General features: G+C 36.5%; 23 protein-coding genes. 13 read left to right on the plus strand and 10 right to left on the minus strand.

Annotation, left to right across the window (positions count from 1 at the left end):
* Window positions 1–101: 101 nt before the first annotated feature.
* Together CY0110_RS07675 and CY0110_RS07680 are read right to left on the minus strand one after the other, a co-directional pair.
* Entirely contained in the window at window positions 102–419 is a 318-nt protein-coding gene (locus CY0110_RS07675) for a hypothetical protein (RefSeq protein ID WP_008274816.1), read from the minus strand.
* Window positions 420–704: a UPF0175 family protein gene (locus tag CY0110_RS07680; protein WP_008274817.1), complete on the minus strand. Its 285-nt coding sequence runs from the start codon at window positions 702–704 to the stop codon at window positions 420–422.
* A gap of 97 nt (window positions 705–801) precedes the next feature.
* Here CY0110_RS07680 and CY0110_RS07685 point away from each other — a divergent pair, with 97 nt between their 5' ends.
* The 3 genes from CY0110_RS07685 to CY0110_RS31625 all read left to right on the plus strand — a co-directional run bounded on the left by CY0110_RS07685 (window position 802) and on the right by CY0110_RS31625 (window position 1,668).
* Window positions 802–1,077, plus strand: coding sequence for a ribbon-helix-helix domain-containing protein (locus CY0110_RS07685; protein ID WP_083794060.1), 276 nt, complete (start codon window positions 802–804; stop codon window positions 1,075–1,077).
* Window positions 1,078–1,091: 14 nt separating this feature from the next.
* The gene (locus CY0110_RS07690) at window positions 1,092–1,418 is read left to right on the plus strand and encodes a type II toxin-antitoxin system PemK/MazF family toxin (protein WP_269719935.1); all 327 of its coding nucleotides are present in this window, start codon (window positions 1,092–1,094) and stop codon (window positions 1,416–1,418) included.
* 91 nt (window positions 1,419–1,509) lie between these two features.
* Entirely contained in the window at window positions 1,510–1,668 is a 159-nt protein-coding gene (locus CY0110_RS31625) for a HepT-like ribonuclease domain-containing protein (protein ID WP_083794062.1), read from the plus strand.
* Between the two features lie 261 nt (window positions 1,669–1,929).
* Here CY0110_RS31625 and glmM read toward each other — a convergent pair whose 3' ends face one another.
* Both glmM and CY0110_RS07700 read right to left on the minus strand, forming a co-directional pair.
* Entirely contained in the window at window positions 1,930–3,387 is a 1,458-nt protein-coding gene (gene glmM / locus CY0110_RS07695) for a phosphoglucosamine mutase (protein ID WP_008274820.1), read from the minus strand.
* A 126-nt stretch (window positions 3,388–3,513) separates the two neighbouring features.
* A complete protein-coding gene (locus CY0110_RS07700) occupies window positions 3,514–4,002 on the minus strand; it encodes a molybdenum cofactor biosynthesis protein MoaE (RefSeq protein WP_008274821.1) in 489 nt (162 codons plus the stop codon).
* A gap of 143 nt (window positions 4,003–4,145) precedes the next feature.
* Between CY0110_RS07700 and rpsB the strand changes: the two genes are divergently transcribed.
* The 6 genes from rpsB (at window position 4,146) to CY0110_RS27910 (ending at window position 10,721) form a co-directional block, all read left to right on the plus strand.
* Entirely contained in the window at window positions 4,146–4,961 is an 816-nt protein-coding gene (gene rpsB / locus CY0110_RS07705) for a 30S ribosomal protein S2 (RefSeq protein WP_008274822.1), read from the plus strand.
* A 128-nt stretch (window positions 4,962–5,089) separates the two neighbouring features.
* Window positions 5,090–5,752: a translation elongation factor Ts gene (gene tsf, locus CY0110_RS07710; protein WP_008274823.1), complete on the plus strand. Its 663-nt coding sequence runs from the start codon at window positions 5,090–5,092 to the stop codon at window positions 5,750–5,752.
* Between the two features lie 170 nt (window positions 5,753–5,922).
* Window positions 5,923–6,798 carry a hypothetical protein gene (locus tag CY0110_RS07715; RefSeq protein WP_008274824.1) on the plus strand — a complete coding sequence of 292 codons (876 nt, stop codon included), beginning with the start codon at window positions 5,923–5,925 and terminating at the stop codon, window positions 6,796–6,798.
* A 113-nt stretch (window positions 6,799–6,911) separates the two neighbouring features.
* Window positions 6,912–7,607, plus strand: a complete 696-nt coding sequence (locus CY0110_RS07720; protein WP_008274825.1) for a metallophosphoesterase family protein — start codon at window positions 6,912–6,914, stop codon at window positions 7,605–7,607.
* Window positions 7,608–8,046: 439 nt separating this feature from the next.
* Window positions 8,047–9,756, plus strand: a complete 1,710-nt coding sequence (locus CY0110_RS07725; protein WP_157464553.1) for an iron uptake porin — start codon at window positions 8,047–8,049, stop codon at window positions 9,754–9,756.
* A gap of 317 nt (window positions 9,757–10,073) precedes the next feature.
* Window positions 10,074–10,721 carry a type IV pilin-like G/H family protein gene (locus CY0110_RS27910; RefSeq protein WP_157464554.1) on the plus strand — a complete coding sequence of 216 codons (648 nt, stop codon included), beginning with the start codon at window positions 10,074–10,076 and terminating at the stop codon, window positions 10,719–10,721.
* A gap of 12 nt (window positions 10,722–10,733) precedes the next feature.
* Here CY0110_RS27910 and CY0110_RS07735 read toward each other — a convergent pair whose 3' ends face one another.
* Window positions 10,734–12,080: an ArnT family glycosyltransferase gene (locus CY0110_RS07735; RefSeq protein WP_008274829.1), complete on the minus strand. Its 1,347-nt coding sequence runs from the start codon at window positions 12,078–12,080 to the stop codon at window positions 10,734–10,736.
* A gap of 226 nt (window positions 12,081–12,306) precedes the next feature.
* On the opposite strand from CY0110_RS07735, the gene CY0110_RS07740 reads away from it, so the two are divergent.
* Together CY0110_RS07740 and cobM are read left to right on the plus strand one after the other, a co-directional pair.
* Window positions 12,307–14,025, plus strand: a complete 1,719-nt coding sequence (locus CY0110_RS07740; RefSeq protein ID WP_008274830.1) for an alpha/beta hydrolase — start codon at window positions 12,307–12,309, stop codon at window positions 14,023–14,025.
* On the plus strand, window positions 14,018–14,791 hold the full coding sequence (gene cobM, locus CY0110_RS07745; RefSeq protein ID WP_008274831.1) for a precorrin-4 C(11)-methyltransferase: 774 nt from the start codon (window positions 14,018–14,020) through the stop codon (window positions 14,789–14,791). Before CY0110_RS07740 ends, cobM begins: the two co-directional genes overlap by 8 nt.
* Before the next feature lie 134 nt (window positions 14,792–14,925).
* Here cobM and CY0110_RS07750 read toward each other — a convergent pair whose 3' ends face one another.
* The 4 genes from CY0110_RS07750 to CY0110_RS07765 all read right to left on the minus strand — a co-directional run bounded on the left by CY0110_RS07750 (window position 14,926) and on the right by CY0110_RS07765 (window position 17,941).
* Window positions 14,926–15,783, minus strand: a complete 858-nt coding sequence (locus CY0110_RS07750) for a 3'(2'),5'-bisphosphate nucleotidase CysQ family protein (protein ID WP_008274832.1) — start codon at window positions 15,781–15,783, stop codon at window positions 14,926–14,928.
* Between the two features lie 126 nt (window positions 15,784–15,909).
* Window positions 15,910–16,512, minus strand: a complete 603-nt coding sequence (locus CY0110_RS07755; RefSeq protein ID WP_008274833.1) for a superoxide dismutase — start codon at window positions 16,510–16,512, stop codon at window positions 15,910–15,912.
* A 356-nt stretch (window positions 16,513–16,868) separates the two neighbouring features.
* Window positions 16,869–17,369 (minus strand): TIGR00725 family protein, encoded by a 501-nt coding sequence (locus tag CY0110_RS07760; protein WP_008274834.1) that lies wholly within the window; start codon window positions 17,367–17,369, stop codon window positions 16,869–16,871.
* Window positions 17,369–17,941 (minus strand): Uma2 family endonuclease, encoded by a 573-nt coding sequence (locus tag CY0110_RS07765; RefSeq protein WP_008274835.1) that lies wholly within the window; start codon window positions 17,939–17,941, stop codon window positions 17,369–17,371. Before CY0110_RS07765 ends, CY0110_RS07760 begins: the two co-directional genes overlap by 1 nt.
* A 127-nt stretch (window positions 17,942–18,068) precedes the next feature.
* Here CY0110_RS07765 and CY0110_RS07770 point away from each other — a divergent pair, with 127 nt between their 5' ends.
* Together CY0110_RS07770 and CY0110_RS07775 are read left to right on the plus strand one after the other, a co-directional pair.
* Complete coding sequence (locus tag CY0110_RS07770) at window positions 18,069–18,380, plus strand: BrnT family toxin (RefSeq protein ID WP_008274836.1); 312 nt, start codon at window positions 18,069–18,071, stop codon at window positions 18,378–18,380.
* Window positions 18,367–18,576, plus strand: a complete 210-nt coding sequence (locus CY0110_RS07775; RefSeq protein ID WP_008274837.1) for a BrnA antitoxin family protein — start codon at window positions 18,367–18,369, stop codon at window positions 18,574–18,576. Before CY0110_RS07770 ends, CY0110_RS07775 begins: the two co-directional genes overlap by 14 nt.
* Window positions 18,577–18,624: 48 nt before the next feature.
* On the opposite strand, the gene cobN is transcribed toward CY0110_RS07775, so the two are convergent.
* Entirely contained in the window at window positions 18,625–22,374 is a 3,750-nt protein-coding gene (gene cobN / locus CY0110_RS07780; protein WP_008274838.1) for a cobaltochelatase subunit CobN, read from the minus strand.
* Window positions 22,375–22,381: the final 7 nt, after the last annotated feature.

Consider the following 22,381-nt stretch of genomic DNA (forward strand, 5'->3'; position numbering starts at 1 on the left):
TTATTTCTTTATTTATTATAGGCTAAAATGAACTTTTTGTAAACGACTTTTACCTCTTATTTTTGATAGTTAAATAGTCGATAATTAGTAATAGATAAAAATCACAGACTGTTATTGGGGTCAAATCTCCATATTCCTGATGGCATAAGGCTTTCAGGCTTTTTCGCAATTCTCTCATGAATAATGCAGGCTAAATTATATTTTTCTTGCAATGCTTTAACTTTTTGGTAATTATTAATAGATAAAACTTTCAACCACGGTAAATCTAAGATTATTTCTGCTGCTGGATGTTGACCTACTTTTAATTCATTAAAAACACCTTCTGAAATTATAACTTCACCAAACAGTTGAGGTAACAAATCAAGATAATCCACTTTAGTTAATTCACTAATTGGTGTAGTATCTGCAACAATAATCATTTAAGCCTTTTGTTGATTTAGGATATATTCTGCTTGTTCTACTTCTTGCTGTAATTCTTCCAAATCTTGAGAATCATCAAAAAGAGAAATACCCCATTTATTCATCATACTAATAACTTCTAAACGAGAAACCCCTAATATTTTCGCTGCTCGTCCACTGGTAATTTCTCCAAATTCTAACAATGTCATTATGTACCCTTCCCTAGCCTTTTTTAAAGCTTTATCTCGAACTTCATCCGAAAGATTAATATTGTCCAATTGTTCATCTATAATTTTCACACTCATAACTTAATCCTCAAGAAAACAAGATGCTTTTACTATTATAATATATTCTTATATGTTAAAATCAATGTTAGTTACGACATCAAAATAGACATCAAAAATGATGGAAAAATCTCTAATTCGTACCACAGTAACTTTGCCTAAAAGTTTACTAGAAGAAACTGATATAAGAGTCAAAGAAGGTAAAGCTAAAAATCGCAATGATTTCATTGCATTAGCCCTACAGAAAGAATTAGAACAGCTAAAAAGAGAAGAAATTGATAGTCTATTAGCAGAAATGACTCAAGATCCTGAGTACCAATCCCAAGTAGTGCAAATGGAAGCCGAATTTGCTGGAGGAAGTTGGGAAGCTTGGGAGATAGGGGAACAATCTTAATGTAACGAGGACAAATTTATGATGCTCGTCTCGAACCCATCGAAGGTTCTGAACAAGGAGGAACTCGTCCCGTCATTATCGTCAGTCGCGATGGGATTAATGCCTATAGTCCGGTGGTGTTAGCTGTTCCTTGCACAACCTATCCAGACAATAAGCGAGTTTATCCGACGCAAGTATTAATTAGAGCAGGAGAAGGAGGGTTAACGAATGATTCTATCGCTATGGCAGATCAAGTTAGAGTATTATCAAAAACCCGTTTTTTACGTCTGAGAGGAACCCTCAAATCTGAGACAATTAAGCAATTAAATCAAGCTTTATCAATTGCTTTAGATTTAATTTGACGACGATATTATAGATTTGAATATTAACAAGCGATCGCAACGTTTAGAAACTGAATTAAAGGAAGCTTATCCTGATGTAGAATAGAGAAAAATAGCGGGACTTAGAGATGTTTTAATACACGATTATCTTCAAGTTGATATAGAAGAAGTTTGGTTAATTATTGTAAATGAATTGCTCCAACTAAAACTGACATCTTGCATCAGTACAAGAAAACTTAATAATTATCAGAAGGTAATCAATTGTGAATAAGTTAGCGTCAAAATGAAATACTATTGCCTCTTGCCTTTTGCCTCTTGCCTCCCTAAACTAGCTCATGTAATCGAAGGTGCAAGATATGAGTAAAAGAGAAAATTTTAGAAATTATCGAAGATTTATCAATTTCAGAATAAAGTGGGTAGTGTATTATTAAGTAGTGAAAGTCAATCTAAGTCGATAGTATTTCCCACTACCAGATAACTTAAGTAGGGACAATTCATCAATTATCCCTACGATCATAAAACCCGACAAATATTAAGTAGCAAGATAGGTTTCTACAACTTCTACTAAATAGTTCACCCAATGATTCGCAGCATCAGGACATTCCGATTCTACCATTACTCTAATTAAAGGTTCTGTCCCCGAAGCACGAACTAAAACCCGGCCAGTGTTTCCCATACCTGCTTCTGCTTGAGCGATCGCCTGTTGCAAGGGTTCACACTCTTGCCAATACCGAAGTTTCTCTCGATCCTCTAAACGCACATTTCGTAAAATCTGCGGATACGTATCAAAACTATCTTTAACCAACTCCGCCAAGGATACCCCAGACTGATGCACCAACGCAGCCAACTGTAATGCCGTTTGCACACCGTCTCCTGACACCCCATAATGATGACAGATAATGTGTCCTGACTGTTCACCCCCAAGCATCGCGCCAGTTTCCCACATTTGGGACTGAACATAGCGATCGCCTACTGAAGTCCGCACCAATTGACCCCCTAAACCTTGCCAAGCACGCTCAAACCCCAAATTTGCCATAACAGTACCGATCAAGAGGTTATCAGGTAATTCTCCGCGCTCTAAGAGGGATTTTCCCCAGAGGTACAGAATATAATCCCCATCGATTACCTTACCTGTACTATCTACAGCCATAACCCGATCTGCATCTCCATCAAACGCAAATCCCATATCCGCTTGATGTTCTATAATTGCTGCTTGTAATAAGTTTAAATGAGTTGAACCACAGTTAACATTAATGCGATCGCCGTTAGCTGTTTCATGTAAACAAATAACTTCTGCACCCAAAGCTTTAAACATAGCTGGTGCTACATTTACCGATGCCCCCCAAGCTAAATCTAAAACGATTTTCATCCCTTGGCAACTCAAAGAAGCAGGTAGACTATCTTGTAAAAATTGACAATAAGTATCAACTAAATTGGGTTGATATAAAATTCTACCCCAGGCGGACAATTCATCTGTTGACAATAATAGATTACCCCGTAACCCGTCTTCAATTTTTTCTCCTAGGGTTGAGGATAACTTAGTCCCATCAGCGTTAAAAAATTTAATCCCGTTGTCTTCTGGAGGGTTATGACTAGCAGAAATCATAATCCCTGCGATCGCTTCACTGTGACGAGTTAAATAAGCGACACAGGGGGTAGGACATAAACCTAACTGCCACACTTCTAACCCTGCTGAGGTGAGTCCAGCGGCCATGGCCATGGCTAACATATCACTGGAGTTACGGGAGTCTTGACCAATAATAATTGGGCCTGTCGTTGTTTTTTTTGATTTTAAGACCTGTCCTGCCCAAAAACCCAATTGTAGAGCAAAAGGGGCATTTAACAACTCTCCTGCCTTGCCTCTAATACCGTCAGTACCAAATAAAGGGCTATTGGGCAGATAGGGTAATGTTGTAATTAAACTATTACTTAAGTTGGTCGTCTGATGATTTAAACGACCATTGCCATTTGGGGATAGGGAGATAACCATTAATTCACTTCCTCACAACTCACTCACCTTTACAGGATATACGCTTTGGCTAAATTTGCGTAAAATTTTGGTCTACTATAGTCCTGTAAACGTTCAAAGGTTTACTAATGTTCCTGACTGATGACATTAGTTTTCGTCTTCTTCACAAGCACCGATACTAACCCAGGTACTAGAACCATCAGCCCAAAATTCTTTTTTCCAGATAGGAGCATTATGTTTTAAAGTATCAATGCCATAACGACAAGCAGCAAAAGCTTCAGCCCGATGAGGACATCCGACCGCAATTAAAACACTAATTTCTCCAATTTCTAACTTACCAATACGATGATGAATAACAACTCGGTTGGTGTCGGTCCATTGGTCACGAATATTACTGGCAATTTCCTGGAAAATGACGATGGCCATTGGTTCATAAGCTTGATACTCTAAATATCGAACGGCTTTTCCTTGAGTTTGTTTTCGTACCGTCCCACTCATCAAAGCGATCGCACCGTTGCTTGGATCATCAACTAACCCATAAACTTCGTCTACAGATAGAGGGGCAAAGCTAATTCTAAAACTATCGTTAGGATGAATCGAATTCAGGCCAGGAAGAGGATTGATAGAGGTTTTCATAGCAATTGAGATAAATAAGAGAACATATTTTATGCTATCCTAGTAAAGTTGTTAGAATCTCGCACATTCAGAACTTCGGGTGTTTCGATCAAAGAAATACATCTGGATGGAGGATTAACCCGAAATAGGAGAAAAATTAAATCATGCCAGTCGTATCCCTTGAAGACTTGCTTAATGCAGGGGTTCACTTCGGACATCAAACCCGTCGTTGGAACCCTAAAATGTCTCAATATATCTACACAGCCCGTAATGGGGTTCATATCATCGATTTGGTGCAAACAGCCCAATTGATGGAAGATGCGTATCAATACGTTCGTAATGGGGCTGATAAAGGTAGACGGTTCTTATTTGTAGGAACCAAACGTCAAGCAGCCGGTATCATCGCTCAAGAAGCTTCTCGTTGCGGAGCTAACTACGTTAACCAACGCTGGTTAGGGGGAATGCTCACCAACTGGGAAACGATTAAAACCAGAGTGGAACGGCTCAAAGAATTAGAGGCCATGGAAGAAAGTGGACAAATTGCCCGTCGTCCTAAAAAAGAAGCCTCTGTATTACGTCGAGAACTAGGAAAACTACAGAAATATCTCGGTGGCATTAAAACCATGCGTCGTCCCCCCGATGTGGTGGTTATTGTGGATCAACGTCGGGAATATAACGCTATTCAAGAATGTCAAAAACTAGGCATTCCCATGATTTCTTTGTTAGATACTAACTGTGATCCTGACTACGCTGATATTCCTATTCCCGCTAATGATGATGCCATTCGCTCTATTAAATTAATTTTGGGTAAATTGGCAGATGCCATTTATGAAGGTCGTCATGGTCAATTAGACTCCGATGATGATTATGAAGAGTTTGACGAAAGCCTCGCAGAAGGGGACTACGATGACTACGATGAAGACGACGAAGAAGACACTGAAACCGTCTCTTCTCAGGAAGGAGAGGGAGAAGAAGAGTAAGCTTAACTCTACAATCAGAGGATAGGGATGAGGATGAGGAATACTGAATCTATGATTTCTCATTACTCCCTAACCACCTCACCCCTTTTCATGTCAACATAGTTTTTAGCGTAAACACGAAAATCAAAATGGCCGAAATCTCAGCAAAACTGGTTAAAGAACTCCGTGAAAAAACTGGCGCGGGGATGATGGACTGTAAAAAAGCCCTTAAAGAAAACGAAGGTGATACCGAAAAAGCCATCGAATGGCTACGACAAAAGGGCATTACCTCTGCCGAAAAAAAATCAGGCCGACAAACGGCTGAAGGGTTGGTTCATAGTTATATTCATACTGGTGGCCGCATAGGTGTATTAGTAGAAGTTAACTGTGAAACTGATTTTGTTGCTCGTAGAGATGAGTTCAAAGAACTGGTCCAGAATGTTGCTATGCAGATCGCAGCTTGTCCCAATGTTGAATATGTCGCCCAAAGCGATATTCCTGAAGCAGTCATCGCTAAAGAAAAAGAAATTGAAATGGGACGAGATGATTTAGGCAATAAACCCGATAACATCAAAGAAAAGATCGTTCAAGGGCGTATTGATAAACGACAAAAAGAACTCTCTTTGCTTGATCAACCCTTTATTAAAGATCCTAATATGACGGTTGAAGAGTTACTTAAACAAACCATTGCCCAACTGGGCGAAAATATTCAAGTTCGTCGTTTTACTCGCTTTGTGTTAGGGGAAGGTATTGAAAAGCAAGAAATTAGTTTTGCTGATGAAGTCGCTGCTCAAACAGGACAAAAAGCATAAGTAAAACAATTAGTCTTAACTTATTTTCTTTATCCAATCCAACAAGCAAAAAAAGAGTAAGTTCTCTTAACAATGGTTATGGATAGTAAGGCAAAAGTTCGGAAAAAATCTCCTACTCTTGCCTTTTTTCATATTTTTGATGAATGTATGGGATGAATAAGAGTTGACTTATGGCAAAATCTATTCAAAAAATTCGACAAGAAATAGAACAATTAGAACAAAAATCAACAGAAATTTTTACAGAATTAAATGGACTTTATAAACGTTATTTAGAAGCATTAAATATATCGATAAAAAAACAATTAATCTTAGCAGCTTATCAAATCTGCACTAAAATTTATCCTGAAGAATTTCTACAATTATCCTATAGTCAAAGAGAAAAATTACAAGGAAATATTAGAGAATTATGTAAACCTCTTGAATCTAAGTTATTGGCTTACATTAGCTTTCCTCAACCAACACCAACAGCTACTATAACAGAACAAATATTAACACAACTATCCTTAATTAACAATAAGGAATTTCAATTACAAACTCAAGAAGACGATGACTCAATTTCTGAAATTAAAAATCCTGAAGACTTGGTTTTATGGTGTCAAAGGGTAGAACAAGGGATAAGAATGATTATTAATGATCTGTCTCAAGATGTGAATCAGGAGTTACAGAAAAATAATATTATTGCCAGTCAATTACCCCCTAAACTTCTGGACATGGCCTTACAAGCAGAAGACGAGGGAATGTCATCAGGCAATGCTCCCAATATTCTCAATTTACTAATAGAAACAAGTAATAAAGACGATAATGATGACTCAGATAATGAGGAAGATGAAGAAGATAGTCAAGAGTCACAAATAACTAAAATTTCTGCTATCAATTTACGATTATCGGATATTGAATTTGCTGATCCTCAATTAAGTATTCAACGTCAACACATTCGGCAAAAATTAGAGATTATTAAGAAAATACGCAAAGCTTATCAAAAAATTCAACGAGAAAACGCTCAAGCACAAGCAGAAGCAGCATGGCGTTCGAGTTGGCATGAGTGAATGTTATGCTAAAAGTTAAATGAACGATGGCAAAGAATAGACTTTAACCAAAACTTAAACTAAAGATTTTAATATAGATAATCGTATGAATAATCCAATGGGAGCAAACCATCATGCGAACCCTTGCCGTAGGAGATATTCATGGGTGTGCTAAGGCTTTTGACAAACTCCTAGAAACGATACATTTGCGTCCAGAAGATAAATTAATTACATTAGGAGACTATGTGGACAAAGGTCCAGACTCCAAAGGGGTACTAGAAAGATTACTCTATCTTTATGAAAATCATCAATTAGTTCCCCTTAAAGGAAATCATGAGTTAATGATGTTAGAAGCTTATCAAAATCAAAATCATGAAAATTTTTGGGTAACCGTTGGGGGAAAAGCCACCTTAGCATCCTATGGTGACACAGATAAGAAGAATCCATTAGCCAATATTCCTGATGCTCATTGGACTTTTGTTCAACAACATTGTTTAGACTGGTACGAAACCGATAATCATATCTTTGTTCATGCTAATTTAGATCCAGATTTACCCGTTCATAAACAGTCAGGACATGACTTATTTTGGCAGAAACTTTATCCCCGTCAGGGTCATTATTCAGGAAAAATAGTAGTTTGTGGTCATACCTCACAAAAAGATGGTTGTCCTGTTAATATGGGCCATCAAATTTGTATCGATACTTGGGCCTGTGGCAAAGGGTGGTTAACTTGTTTCGATGTTAATACGGGGGAAATTTGGCAAATTAATCAAAAAGAAGAAGTAAAAATCAGTCATATTAAAGACTTTTCTAATCTGTCAATTAATTAAATAACCTACTTTTTGCCAGATAACGGAAGGTTGTCACCATGATAAACCTAGACACATCATAATGCTACTCGGTTAAGCTCAAAAACCTAGTTGAGACTGCAAGGGAGAAGGGAGCAGGGACAGGGAAAAAAACGGAAAATCCTTAACCAAACAGTATTGAGACAGATCAAATCAACATTGATTAAGCTATGCTCATACCTTAGTTAAAGTATTGCAATAACTTCGCCACGATTTAGAAAATTTAATTAAAAATAGCATCCCTTCTCCCGTAGAAATTATCTGTTTTTTTAATAAAAACTGCGATCTCTTATAATTACTACTTTTAAGCTTCTTGTTTTTTGTTAAGTCCTGTTTACTTAAAGGATAGCCTCCCAAAACCCTTATAAGAATGCTAAAATTTGCTCAATATTATCATCTTTTAGTTAAGAAAAATGCAATTATGAAACAACCTGGTTTAATCCCACAAATATATCAGACATTGATAGGGCTTTGTCTATTTTGGTTAACCTTTGGAATATTAATTACTCCTAAACCCGTTAGAGGATCTCCTTTAACTTTCAAACTTCCTCAAACTAGAGTAACTTCCAAACCTCAATTTTTCAGTAATCAACCGATGGGACAGGTTAACTCAGTTAATCGATTAAAAGATATTTCTCCTGGAGACTGGGCCTATGAAGCTTTAAAAAATTTAATCGAACGCTATAGTTGTATGGAAGGGTATCCTAACTTAACCTTTTATGGAGAACGTTCTTTAACCCGTTGGGAATTTGTGGCCGGGTTAAATGCTTGTTTAAGCACCATAGAACGATTAATACAAAATAATATTGCAGTCTTACGAGAAGATATTGAAACCTTTAAACGTCTTGCTAAAGCATTTGAAGAAGATGTACAAGTTTTAGGCACTAGAATCAGTAACTTAGAAAACCGTACTGCATATATCGAAGATCATCAATTTTCTACTACGACAAAACTTGCCGGTTCGGTGGTGTTTTCTGCTAGTGATGTGTATGGAACAGATAACCGTAAAAATAACGCAATTTTAGACTACCGAACTAATTTAAACTTTATCACCAGTTTTACGGGAAAAGACCTTTTAGTGACCAGTTTTTTTGCAGGAAATACCCCTTTAGATATTAGTTTTAACCTAGCTACCATTGATGTTCCTACCCCATCAGGAATTACATTACCGCTACCAACGGCAGAAGGGACGTTATCGTCTCAGTTTGCAGGTAATACGAACAACCAGCTAAAACTCTTGTCCTTTCAATACACTTTTCCTGTTAACGAAAAATTAAGACTAAACTTTGCTGGTAGTATCACTGCTTTCCATCCCTTGGTACCTACTCTAAACCCTTATATGGACGACCTTGACAGCGGAAAAGGCTCAATTTCGGAGTTTGGACAGCGTAACCCTATTTATGCAGCCAGTGGTGGTGGAACAGGCTTAATGTTCAATTATAAGTTTACCGAAGGCTTAAAACTCTCTGCTGGTTATTTAGCTGATGGTTTAACTGCAGGGAACCCCCGTCAAGGAAATGGCTTATTTAATGGAGGTTATGGGGCTTTAAGTCAGTTAACTTGGGACGCAACGGAAAGCTTTTCTATTGCAGGGGTGTATGTTAATGAATACACACCCCCCGGACGGTTTGGCTTTAATTATAATGGCTTAGGGGTGAGTGGAACTGCTGTTGCTAACTCTTTAGCCGGACAAGATATTCCTTTTGGTGGGGTGTTCGGCGTGGAACAGTTTCCGACTATTAGTAATGCTTATGGTGTTAATTTTTCTTGGCGAACCAGTCCTACATTTACAGTAAATGGTTGGTTTACCACCACTAATACTCGTTTAATTGGTCGAGGAGATGGCAATATCTTAACTTACGCCTTAACTTTTGCCTTTCCTGACTTGGGAAAAGAGGGTAATTTACTGGGTTTTGTAGTAGGCGCACAACCCTATTTGACCCATTTTGAAGGAGGAAACCCTCAACCCTTTGAGGTGGATATTCCCTATCATGTTGAGGCGTTTTATCGTTATGGAGTTAACGATAACATCTATGTTACCCCTGGTTTTATTTGGTTATTAGCTCCCAACCAAGATAATGATAACGCCACTGATTTTATTGGAACCATTCGCACTACTTTTACTTTTTAAATGTTTAGCTCACATTAATTACAACAGATAAAAGTCTCTCTTTTAAGTAAAAAATTGATTAATGCTCTAGATATCTACTGATTTAAGATACCAAAATTTTGCCCTTAACCAATCACCCAGTCAGAAAAAATACATAACTTAAGTATGTTTACTGATAAGTCAACGGTTCTTATCAATTAACCTTTTTATTGCTATTCTCATCGGAGGACAAAATGCAATCTATAGGGATATGAAATATGATCACTTTTTATATGATATGAAATATAAATGATCTGGGTACAGTGTAAGCAAAAGTGATTTTTTCTTGCCCTGGACCTATGATAGCTCATACTGACTTATCCTCCCCTCAATATTCCCCCCGTCAGCCCTTGTCAAAAGGACTATGGAATAACATTTTCCGCCATTACCGAGTAATCTCAACCCAAAACAAAAATCATCAAGGATTTACCTTAATTGAATTATTAGTTGTTATTATTATTTTGGGAGTTTTAAGCGCGATCGCTTTACCTCAAACATTACAGATAATTGGCCGTGGTCGAGAAGCAGAAGCCAGAAGTTTAATGGGCGTAATGAATCGCGCTCAACAAGCTTTTGTTGCTGAGAAGGGAACTTTTGCTCAGAGTGCTGTAGAGTTAGAAGTTCCTACAGGCAATGAAAAATATTACCTTGTATTTGTTGATTCTGGTAATGATCTCACTGTGGGAGGACTACAAGGAGCAAAGGGGAAGAATAATCATACCAATGTTACTAGAGATTATGCAGCAGCAGTTGGTTATGATCCCATCGATAGAACATTCTCTACTGTTATTTGTCGTTCTATTGATCAAACCAATAACTATACTATTACTGGTTTAACATCTAGTGATCCTACCCTTGGCACAGGAACAGTTGCAGCAGTAACAGGAGGAACGAGAGCGCAATGTGTTCATCCTTTAGGAGTTGAAACAGTAGAAGAGTTAAGATAATTAGACTCTTTATTAGAAATAAACATTATTACCCGTCCAATAGGGTGAACTAATGACTAGGAGCAAACTGACATACATCCCCCATAATAAAACTGTAATGAATTGAGGATTTCGTCTGATAATTAAAGCAGAGGTGACAGCCCAAGTAAAAGCGATCGCTATTAACGTCAAGATTAATAGTAATCGATCCGATAGTAAGGTGAAATCAAAAGGAAAATTAAAAAAAATGCAAAGACTAATGATACTAATGACTCCAGATAAGCTTAATAGAATCAGTGGCCAAGATTGAGGATAAGGACGATCATCAGGCCAATTATTAACTTCACTTAATATCAGTCCGCTAGCCATAGCTAAAGCAGGATAAAAAGGTAAAAGATAACTCATTGTATCCAGAGGAAGAATAAAGATAATTCCTCCATAAAAACCACCCCAAACAAGGATTAATTTAGCCCATCCCCAATTGAGAGATTTACAAGCTAATCTGACACCATAAATAGCAAAGATTAGCCAAGGCCAAGAATATTTAATGATAGCCAAAGGATAATCGGTCAAAGAACGAAAAAAGTTATGCCAACCTCTCTCTAATGAGTGCAAAAAAACTTCATTTAAAAAAGGTTGTCCATACACTAACCATTCCATCCAGTACCACGTCAAAGCCGGTAAAACACCCAGACTAACACCCACCCAAAAATAGATAGAACTTAACAGTCTAGGGGTATCCCAAGCCAAAAAAATAATTAATAAAACGGTGATCAAATAACCGATTAACCCTTGAGTTAAGAATAACCCACTTAAACTTAAACCAAACCCTAAAGACCAACGAAAATCACGACGCGATCGCAATACACATAATACCGTTAAAATTGACCAAAACAGTACAATTCCGTCTAACATGGCTAAACGACCCCAACGGACCACGGGAAACAGCATCAAGTAAACTAAGGCACTCAATATAGCCGGTTGCCAGAGGACAAAAATTTCTCGTGCTACAGCGTACAATAGTGGCACAGAAACTGAGGCAAATATGGCTCCTATGAAACGAATACGTCCGGGGGTTATTTCATCTTTAACACCAGATAGGGTCAATAAGAATAAGCCTAAAACGGGATGCTGATGATAGGGTTGACCTTCCAGGGTAGGAAACAGCCAATCCCCTGATAAAAAGGACTTTTGTGCAGTTTCTTGAACCAATTGGCTAATAATGCGTTCTGAGTCCAATAAGGGGGAACTATCGAGGTTAAAACCCAACAAAATGAGTGCGATAGCTAATAAACCGATCCAAGAACAAAGACTACGCCAAGTTTCATTACGTGGATGTAAAGACTTTAAAGGATGCCAGGTAAATGTTTTCGAGTTCATAGGGATGGGAATAGGTTACCAATATAATTTAAAGATACGTTGCTGTTAGTAACTGTTATTGAGGAAGTACGAGAGGATGAAACCCTAACCCCACTCTATAAAAATCTTAATCTACTCCTTCAAAAACTGCACTGTCAATTTTGAAAAATCTTAATTCCTAGACTAGAAAACAGAATGCTATATTAAAGTACCTATGGATTAAGGGCGATGGCCTCTGTAAAAAAAGATGTTTGGTTTTATTGCTTCTTTTAAGGGTTTTTTTAATAAAAATATAAAATATTTAACCTTAGCAACCCTGGCAGCTAGTTTCGTAGTTGTTCCTGTCTACGCACAATCAAGGCTTATTTTTATTTATCCTCCTTTTAATTTATCGTTAGGCGTTGATTCATTAGAATTGTTTGCCAATGAAGGCGTGGTTAATAATGAGTTAGCCTATTATATGAATTTAGCAGGGGTCAATGAAGAGCAAAAGGAAGCTTTTCGAGTAGCATTACTCAAAAAGGCCGATCTTGACCCAGTAGAAGTCTCCCGTTTTTTCAATACGCCGATGGGAGAAGAACTTTTAACCCGTGTAGGTACCTTATTTTCCATTCAGGGGGGACGTAATGGTAAATATGCCCTGAGAGGAGCGATTGTTCAAGCGACTTTTGACCAAAAAGAAGGATTAACTTTGCTTAATTTTCTACGTCATCTAGCTGTTAATATGCAGTTTAACCTCTTAGAAGTATTTGAAGCGGCCAGTCTCTTAGAAAGTTTAGGAGAAGGAACCAATGCTATTGTTGCTGAAATGAAAGCATTATCTTCTCAACAAGCACAACTGGAGACGGTTCCAAATTTTTCTACATTAGGAGATATTCGTCAACTCGGTAGTTATGGTGTTGCTCCCTCCCGTCAGATTCGATTATTTGATGAAAGTCGTCAAAGAGAGTTTAATCTGTTGCTCGTGCAACCGCAACGATGGCGAGAGGGAAAAACCCCTGTGATTATTTTGTCTCATGGTTTGGCTTCTCGTCCAGAAGATTTTGAACAACGGGCTAAACAGTTAGCTTCCTATGGTTTTCTGGTGGCGTTGCCTCAACATCCTGGTAGTGATTTTAATCAGTTACAGGCTATGTTACAAGGCTTTTCTAGGGAAGTTTTCAAAGTTAATGAATTTATTGATCGCCCTTTAGATGTTAGTTATGTTATTGATGAATTAGAAAGAAGAAATAGCAGAGAATTTGGAGGGCGTTTAGACTTAAATAATGTAGGAGTTATGGGTCATTCCTTTGGGGGATATAATGCCTTAGCTGTTGCTGGTGCTTCTCTTAATTTTGCTGCTTTAGAAGCCAGTTGCAATCGAGATATTTGGGGACCTAATCTTTCTTTATTATTACAATGTCGGGCATTAGAATTACCTCGAAAAGAGTATAATTTTCGAGATGAACGAGTCACTGCTGCTTTAGTGATTAATCCTGTGACCAGCGCGGTTTTTGGGGCTGAAGGACTCTCTCAAGTGACTATTCCTGTTATGTTAGGGGCTGGAAGTAGTGATCCAGCAACTCCTGCTGCGATTGAACAATTAAAAGCCTTTGTTTGGATTAATACTAATGATAAATATTTTGTTTTAGTAGAAGGACAAGCCCATGTCAACTTTTCTCAATTGGACGGTCAAATGAAAGCAGTTTTAGATTCTTTGCCTGAGTTGAAGCTCCCTAAACAGCAAATTCTTGATACTTATGGCAATGCTTTATTAGTGGCTTTTGCTGAAGTTCATACGGCGAATAATGAGCAGTATCGTCCTTTTTTAACGGCTAGTTTCGGTAACTATATTAGTCGCCAACCTAATCCAATGTATCTTGTACGAAGTGAAGCCGAAGTTCCTTTAAGTGCGTTATTTAATAGTAGAAGAACTTCAAGACTTCCAGCCATTTATCCCCGTAATCTTATTCCTAACAATGACTAATTTAAACCCTTGTGTCTATTTTATTGGTGCTGGACCGGGTGATCCAGACTTATTAACTTTAAAAGCTTACAAAATTATTAGCCAAACTGATGTTATTTTATATGCTGATTCTTTGGTTCCTAAACAAATTTTAAGAGATGTCCATCAAGATTGTGAGTTAATTCCGACGGGAAATAAAACCCTAGAAGATATTATGAAGATTATGATTAATCAGGTTAAAAATAATAAATCTGTGGTACGTCTTCACTCAGGAGATTTAACGCTTTATAGTGCAATTCATGAGCAAATTTCTATTCTTTTAAAAGAAAATATTGACTTTCAATTAATACCAGGAATTAGTGCATTTCAAGCAGCAGCAGCAAAAATAGGCGCAGAATTAACCATTCCTGATTTAGTTCAAACCATTATTTTAACTCGTGTTAGTGGTAGTGCTTCTCAAGTTCCTGATGCTGAAAAGTTAGAAAGTTTAGCAGCGCATCAAGCAAGTTTATGTTTATATTTAGCTGCTCGTCATGTGAAAAAGTCTCAAGCAAAATTACTACAATATTACCCTTCTAATACGCCTGTTGCTATTTGTTTTCGGATTGGTTGGCCGGATGAAACAATACACATTGTTCCGTTAGAAAAAATGGCAGAAGTGACTGAAGAAGAAAACTTAATTAGAACAACTTTGTATCTTATTAGCCCAGCTTTAAATACTCAGCAAAATTATCGTTCTCAACTATATCATCCTCAACATAGTCATCTATTTAGACCTAATAGTTAAGGTAAGCAGAGGAGGTAAAGGAAAAAGAATATTAATTAAGTTTCTAAATAAAAGGTGGGCAATTAAAAAGCCTAAAAACCTCATATAGAAACTATTTTAGACATTACCCACCCTACAAATAGTTAAATTATTAATTATCCATTATCAATTTTCGCTAAAAGTTCAGTTGCTTTTTCACATAATTCTTCATGACAATGACCATTACTAGCGATTAAACAACCCCATTGACGCACATCTCCTCGGTTGTAAATTAAGGGATCTCCATTTTCATGGGTAAATTTTCCACCAGCTTCGGTTAAGATTAATTCGGGTGCAGCAAAATCCCAATCTTTGGCCGCAGATTTACCAGAAAGAGAGATATAAATATCGGAAGTTTTTTCTAATAAAGTGGAAATTTTCCCCCCAACACTGCCCATATAAATGCGATCTTTTAAGGGCAAAGCCTCAATTAAAGCTTGAAAGCGATCGTCTCTATGAGTCCGACTTACCACTAAATATAAATCTTCTAATTTATTGCGTTCTGATACTTTGATGGGGGTAATTTTACCCTCTTTGGTTTCGACAAAAGTCCCGTGTCCTTTACTCGCATAATAAATTTTTTGCGCTTCAGGAATAGCTACAACAGCTACCATCGGACGGCCTTGATAAGCGAGGGCTATATGTAAGGCATATTCGCCGGTTTTATCAATAAAATCTCTGGTACCATCAAGGGGATCAATAATCCAAACCCAGTCTTTAGGAATGGGTTCAGTTCCTTTATGGGTTTCTTCACTTAAATAACCAAATTTATCTTCATGAAAAACCGCTTGTAATTTTTCTAAAATGTAACGATTCGCAGCAAGATCAGCAGCAGTTACAGGCCCATCTTTTTTATCTTCATTAACGTTTAAATCTCCTTCTCCTCGATAATAAGAATTTAGGATTTTGGCCGCACCCCAACCTACGGAACGGGCAATAACTTCGATTTCTTCTAATTTTTGAGTCTGTGTCATCGTTTAATTAATCCCTTGCTGATTACACTGTTATTAATTTTAGATTAGTTGTGGCCTTTATTAACAATAAAAATAGGGATAGGTGTTTTCTATCCCTAAACTAAATAAATTTGTTAATCGGTAAACTTAAGAAGCCTTAGACATATTGTCAGCGACAAAGTCCCAGTTAATTAAGTTATTAATAAACGTATCAATATAACCAGGACGGCTATTTTGATAGTCTAAATAATAGGCGTGTTCCCAGACATCCATCGTTAACAAGGGGGTTTGTCCGGAAGTAATGGGGTTTTCTGCGTTGAGGGTTTTGACAACTTTTAAAGTGCCGTTATTAAGCACTAACCAAGCCCAACCGCTACCAAATTGAGTTGCACCTGCATTTTTAAATTCTTCAACAAATTTGTCAAAGCTACCAAAATCAGCATTAATTTTATCAGCTAACGCACCAGTGGGTTGGCCACCACCACCGGGTTTCATACAATTCCAATAAAAAGAGTGATTCCACGCTTGGGCAGCATTGTTAAATAAACCCTGTTTAGAAGCATCACCAGCGATCGCTTTAATGACTTCTTCAATGGGTTTAGAATCATGGTCTGTGCCTTCTACTGCTGCATTGTACTTGCTCACGTAGGAAGCATGATGCTTGTCGTGGTGGAATTCTAAGGTACTCTTACTAATGTGAGGCTCTAATGCAGTATAGTCGTAAGGTAATTTAGGTAGTTCGTATCCCATAAGTATTCTATCCTCTATCGATTGCTGCGATGGATCTTGATTAAGTTTGCAAGGTTATGACCTATACTTGCCAGATTAAGGGCAATTTTGAGTCATTGCAATAAAACTTAACACTTAAATTTTAACTTAAAAGGTGACGGAATCCAAATCAAATAAATCTGTTTGATTGGTTGGTGGATGTTCAGAAAGGTTGGGTTAAATTCACCTTAAGAAGCACACCCTGTCTTATTTTTTATATGAAAGACATATGATGTAAAGTCACCTTCGCCCTCAGATTCTATCATCAATCGAAGGCATATTTATCTACATTTTGTAATATTCTCTCCTTTGAATTAAGTATATATACCTCAACAATTTTACTTTGCATTTTTAAGTAGATTATGTATTTGTTTAATTGTTGTGTGAGTATTGGTTGCAATAAAGATTAAGTCAGGAGCCAATTTTTTAAATAATTGTTGACTTTCTTGATGTTCACTTAATAAGATAACGGGTTTTTTATTTTTTAAGGCTAAGGCTATTTCTGATAAAGTTCCTAAACCTATTCCACAGGCGATAATGACATTTGAGGATAAAACATTAATATTATTTCTTGCATTTCCTAAGTCAGTTAGAATGGCAATATCAACAGCATCGGAAACATTTCTAGTATGATTTGAGGGTAAGATACCGATAGTTAATCCTTCTGCTTCTTTTGCCCCTTTATTGGCTGCATCCATCACCCCTACATTACGACCTCCTGTTAACAATATCCATCCTTCTTGTGCAATTAATTTTCCTAATTCATGGGCGTTTTTAATATCTATTTCCGTTGCTGAGTCTCCAGGTCCCATGACTCCAATAACTATGTTTCTACTCATTATGCCAACCCAGGAACTTTGCGATAGATAGTTTCAATGGAACCATAGTAATCAATACTGGAAAATGCTACTTCATCCCCTACTTGATAGATTGTTTTTGTCCAATATCCCGACTCATCACGACGGTAATATTCGATTTTTATTATATCTTGGTGAATAAGAACATACTCTTTTAAAGTAGGACAAGTTTGATAATCACTAAATTTTTGACCTCTATCAAAGGCTTCTGTTGATTGTGATAATACTTCTATTAAAAGAATAGGATAAAGAATAAAATCATCAGTATTATTAATTTCTCTTTCATCGCAAACAACGGCAATATCTGGATAATAATAACAATTTGCTTCTTCTAGTCTTACCTTAATATCTGAATTTAAAACCAGACAGGGACTATCTGCAAGATGAATATTTAATAGGGTTGTTAAATTTGCCCCCAAAACAATATGAGACTTTTTTGCCCCGACCATTGCATAAACTTGTCCTTTTCGATATTCATGTTTAATAGGACTGACTCTTTCTCCTTCTAAATAGGTTTCTGGAGAGATATAAAAGAATTGATTATTTGTTACCATGATTGATATAATAGTTTCTACTTTTCCATGAGTCCTCATCTAAATTAATTTTACTCTATCTCTATTGATATCTTTGACAACTGCGATCGCAGTCTCAGTTTTTAGTTTATGGAGTTAAAATTAAAAGATGGAGTTTGAGTGGGATGACCAAAAAAACAAAATCAACATTGAAAAACACGGGATTGATTTTAATTTTGCCAAAGAAGTGTTTTCAGGAGTCTGGATATCAAAACCTGATGATAGAAAAGACTACGGTGAAAAAAGATTAATTGCGTTAGGACTTTTAGGAAAATTTATCCTAGTTATAGTCTATACCCTGCGAGGAGAAAAAATACGACTCATATCTACAAGACGCGCTAATAAACAGGAAAGGAGTATTTATTATGCCTATGTCACGAGAGGAACAATTAAAGAGCCTTGGTCAGATGAAAGAATCTGATATAGATTATTCGGATATACCTGCGACTGATACCGAATTTTGGCAAGAAGCTACTGTTAATAACCCTCTAAAAGTTTCTGTAACTCTCAAGCTTGATCCCTCGGTTTTTGCTTGGTATAAACAACAGTTTCCCCAAGAATATCAAAGCTTAATTAATGCTGTATTAGAAAAATATATGATAGAACATAATTCTTAATAATATATTTTAAAACAGGTTTAATATTATTAAACACTACTTGTTCCATCAATTTTCTTCGATTTTTCCTTCTGCATAATGCACAATATTCCTTAATTTCTCTAGAATATTACTATCAACATCTTGCCATAACCCTCTTTGATTTGCTTCTAATAATCTTTCAGCCATATCTCGCAACGCCCAAGGGTTTTTGTCTTGGATAAATTGTTGTACTGTCTCATCAAATAAGTAAGCTTCTGCTACTCCTTGATACATGAAATCTTCTACACAGTTTGTTGTTGCATCATAAGCAAATAAATAATCTACAGTTGCTGACATTTCAAATGCCCCTTTATAACCATGTCTCATCACCCCTTTTATCCATTTCGGGTTAATAACACGGGAACGATAAACTCTAGTTATTTCTTCTTTTAATCGTCTAACTTTTGGATTAGCTGCAATAGCATTGTCTCCAAAATAAGTCTCAGGATTGTTACCCGTTAATGCTCTTACCGCAACGGTTAAACCCCCTTGAAACTGATAATAATCATCGGAATCTAAAAGATCATGTTCTCGATTATCTTGGTTATGTAAGACAATTTGTAACTGTTTTAAACGTCTTTCAAAGACTTCTGGAACACCGTGACCTACTCCGTTTTGATCATAAGCGTAACAACTCCAGTTAATGTATGCGTTAGCCAAATCTTGCTCATTTTCCCAATTTTGTGCTTCAATTAATCCCTGTAAACCTGCACCATAAGACCCTGGTTTTGACCCAAAAATTCGATAACCTGACTTCAATTTTGCTTGTTCTTCTGTGAACCCTTGCTGTTTCCAAAATTGCTCTTCTTCCTGTACCTTTGCTGCTAAGGGATTAATAGTTTTATCTTCTTGGAGACTTGACACATCTTTGATCACTTTGTATAGTAATTGTAGTAAGTTAGGGAAACTATCTCTAAAAAATCCCGATACTCGTACCGTTACATCCACACGAGGTCGCCCTAACGCCGATGGTTTAAGGATTTCATAATCTACCACCCGACGGGATAAGCCATCCCAGATCGGTTGTACTCCTAATAAAGCCAACACCTGGGCAATGTCATCGCCTCCTGTTCGCATGGTAGAAGTTCCCCAGATGGAAATAGCCAGGGTTTGGGGATACTCTCCGTTATCTTGAGTATAACGCTCAATGAGGATTTCTGCTGCTTTTCTGCCCACATCCCAAGCGGTTTGAGTGGGTATAGCACGAATATCTACAGAATAAAAGTTGCGTCCGGTGGGTAGAACGTCTGGTCTACCTCTGGTGGGTGCGCCAGATGCACCGCTAGGGACATATTTTCCGTTTAAACCTCTCAATAAGTTAGTGATTTCTTGGGGAGTTTGATACAGTTTTGGCAGTAAAAAAGTTTTGATCCAATTTAATTCTTTTTGGGTACAAGGTAAGTGATTAAATTGTTCATTAGTATTTATTATACTTTCGACTAAAGTTTGTGCATAAATTTCTAAGACTTCGATAACATCCCAAAGGATACGACATTGTTTTAATTTTACACTAATCTCTTTAGGGATTATTTGAGATAAGATCGAATAAGAAAATAATTGATCTAAATTATCAGTTAAGGGATTAATATTTAAGTTAAAATCTGTCGCTATTGCTATAATTAAACCCATTCTATCAAAACTCGGATAACGAGTAATAGAAATAATTAAATCTCGTAATTGTGTATTTTGAGGACAAGTTCCTAAAATGTGTAAACCATCTCTTATTTGTGCTTCTTTGAGTTCACATAAATAACCATCTGCTAGAGTTAAAAATTGAGATAAACTATCATTGTTTATATTATTGATTCCTAAATCTTGATTTAAGTTTGTTTCTGTTAATAATTTTGTAATGCGATCGCCGATTATTTTTAAACGTTTTGGGTCTAAAGTTTGTGCTTCGTAATATTCATCAATTAGTGTTTCTAACTTTTGTAAATCACCATATAATTCTGCACGGGTTAAAGGGGGTGTTAAATGGTCTAAAATAACAGCATGAGAGCGACGTTTTGCTTGGGAACCTTCTCCTGGATCGTTAACAATAAAAGGATAAAAATTAGGTATAGTTCCTAATGCTATTTCTGGATAACAAGTTGATGATAAGGCTAAACTTTTACCGGGTAGCCATTCTAAGTTACCATGTTTACCGACATGGATAATAGCGGATGCTTGAAAATGATGTTTTAACCAATAATAATAAGCCAAATAATGGGGTGTCGGTTCTAAGTCTGGTGCATGATAGTTTAAACTAGGATCAAAGTCATATCCCCTAGAGGGTTGAATACCAATAAAAATGTTACCTAATTGAATACCAGAAATAGCATAAGAATCAACGTTATTCAATTCTTCAACATGACTCCAACGCTGTGTAATTTGTTCTTGGGTTTCTAAAGGTAAAGTTTGGAAATATTGTTCATATTCTCCACAAGAAACAGATTGATTAATGGGACGTAATTCTTTACTTTCGGGATCATTAGTTATCCCTTGGGTCAATCTTTGTATCAGTTCGTCCCCTGTTTTTGGTATATTTTTAATAGTGTAACCTTCTTGTTGTAATGCTTGTAGAATTTTTATACAACTTTCGGCAGTATCTAAACCAACACCGTTAGCTATTCTGCCGTCTTTATTCGGATAATTTGCTAAAATTAAAGCAATTTTTTTTTCACTAATTATTGTGTTTTTAAGATGAATAAAATTAGCAGCTAACTCGGTAACAAAATTGATTCTATCTTCTAAAGATTCATAAACAATAACATCAGTTTCTAATTGTTCATTCCAGGTTGCTACTGATTTAAAAGAAACAGCACGAGTGATAATTTTACCGTCCACTTCAGGTAACGCAACATTCATGGCCACATCTCTAGGATTTAACCCTTGGAAGCTATTTTCCCACTGTTCTACGGTTCCACTACTAAAGATTACTTGTAAAATAGGAATATCTAAAGTTTGCCATAAATTGTTGCAAGTATTATCATCAATTTTGCCTAAAGAAAAACTGGTTGTATTTAAAATCAACTCAACAGGATTAGCAGATAGAGATTGACAATAATCAATTAATTGATCTTGAATATCAGGATCACGTAAAGAAGAAATAAAAATAGGAATAGAATTAATTTTTTTCTCTAATAAACTTTGACATAAAGCATCAATCGGTTGCAAATTTCCTGCTAAATAATGAGAACGGTAAAAAAGAATAATAGCATTAGAAAAATTAGTATTATTTTCTACATTATTTTGATAAATACCAAAATCAGGAACAAGATTCGGTGCAGCAGGATTATAATTAGTTTCCCAACAAAGATCAGAGATGAATTTGAAGCCATTGAGCCAATTTTCTTGTCCTCCTTGGGTTAAATAACACCATAATTTATGACTGTAAGAAAAAGCAACAGTAGAATGACTCATTAAAGTTTCATCTAACTGATCATCTCCTGGTAAAATCAAAAGAGTAATCTGATTTAAGTCAGCAATTTCTTTAATAACTTCTAACCCATAAGGCCAATAAGATTGACCTCCTAATAGCCTTAAAATAATTACATTAGCATTACATAATACTGTCTCAGCATAAGTATCAATACTTAATTGCTGTTGTAATTGTAAAATATTTGTTGCACGTATTTCAGGGAAATGACTCGGTAAAAAAGGTAAACAAGCAGCTAAACTTTGAATATCCGTATCTGCTGCGGTTAAAAAAATGATTGATGCTGGATTTTGTTCAATAAAGATAACGCCTTCTTGTTGAGCATTCCAACCTCCAGGGGTAGCAGCTATTCGGTGCATTAAAACT

Source organism: Crocosphaera chwakensis CCY0110, assembly GCF_000169335.1.
GTDB lineage: Bacteria > Cyanobacteriota > Cyanobacteriia > Cyanobacteriales > Microcystaceae > Crocosphaera > Crocosphaera chwakensis.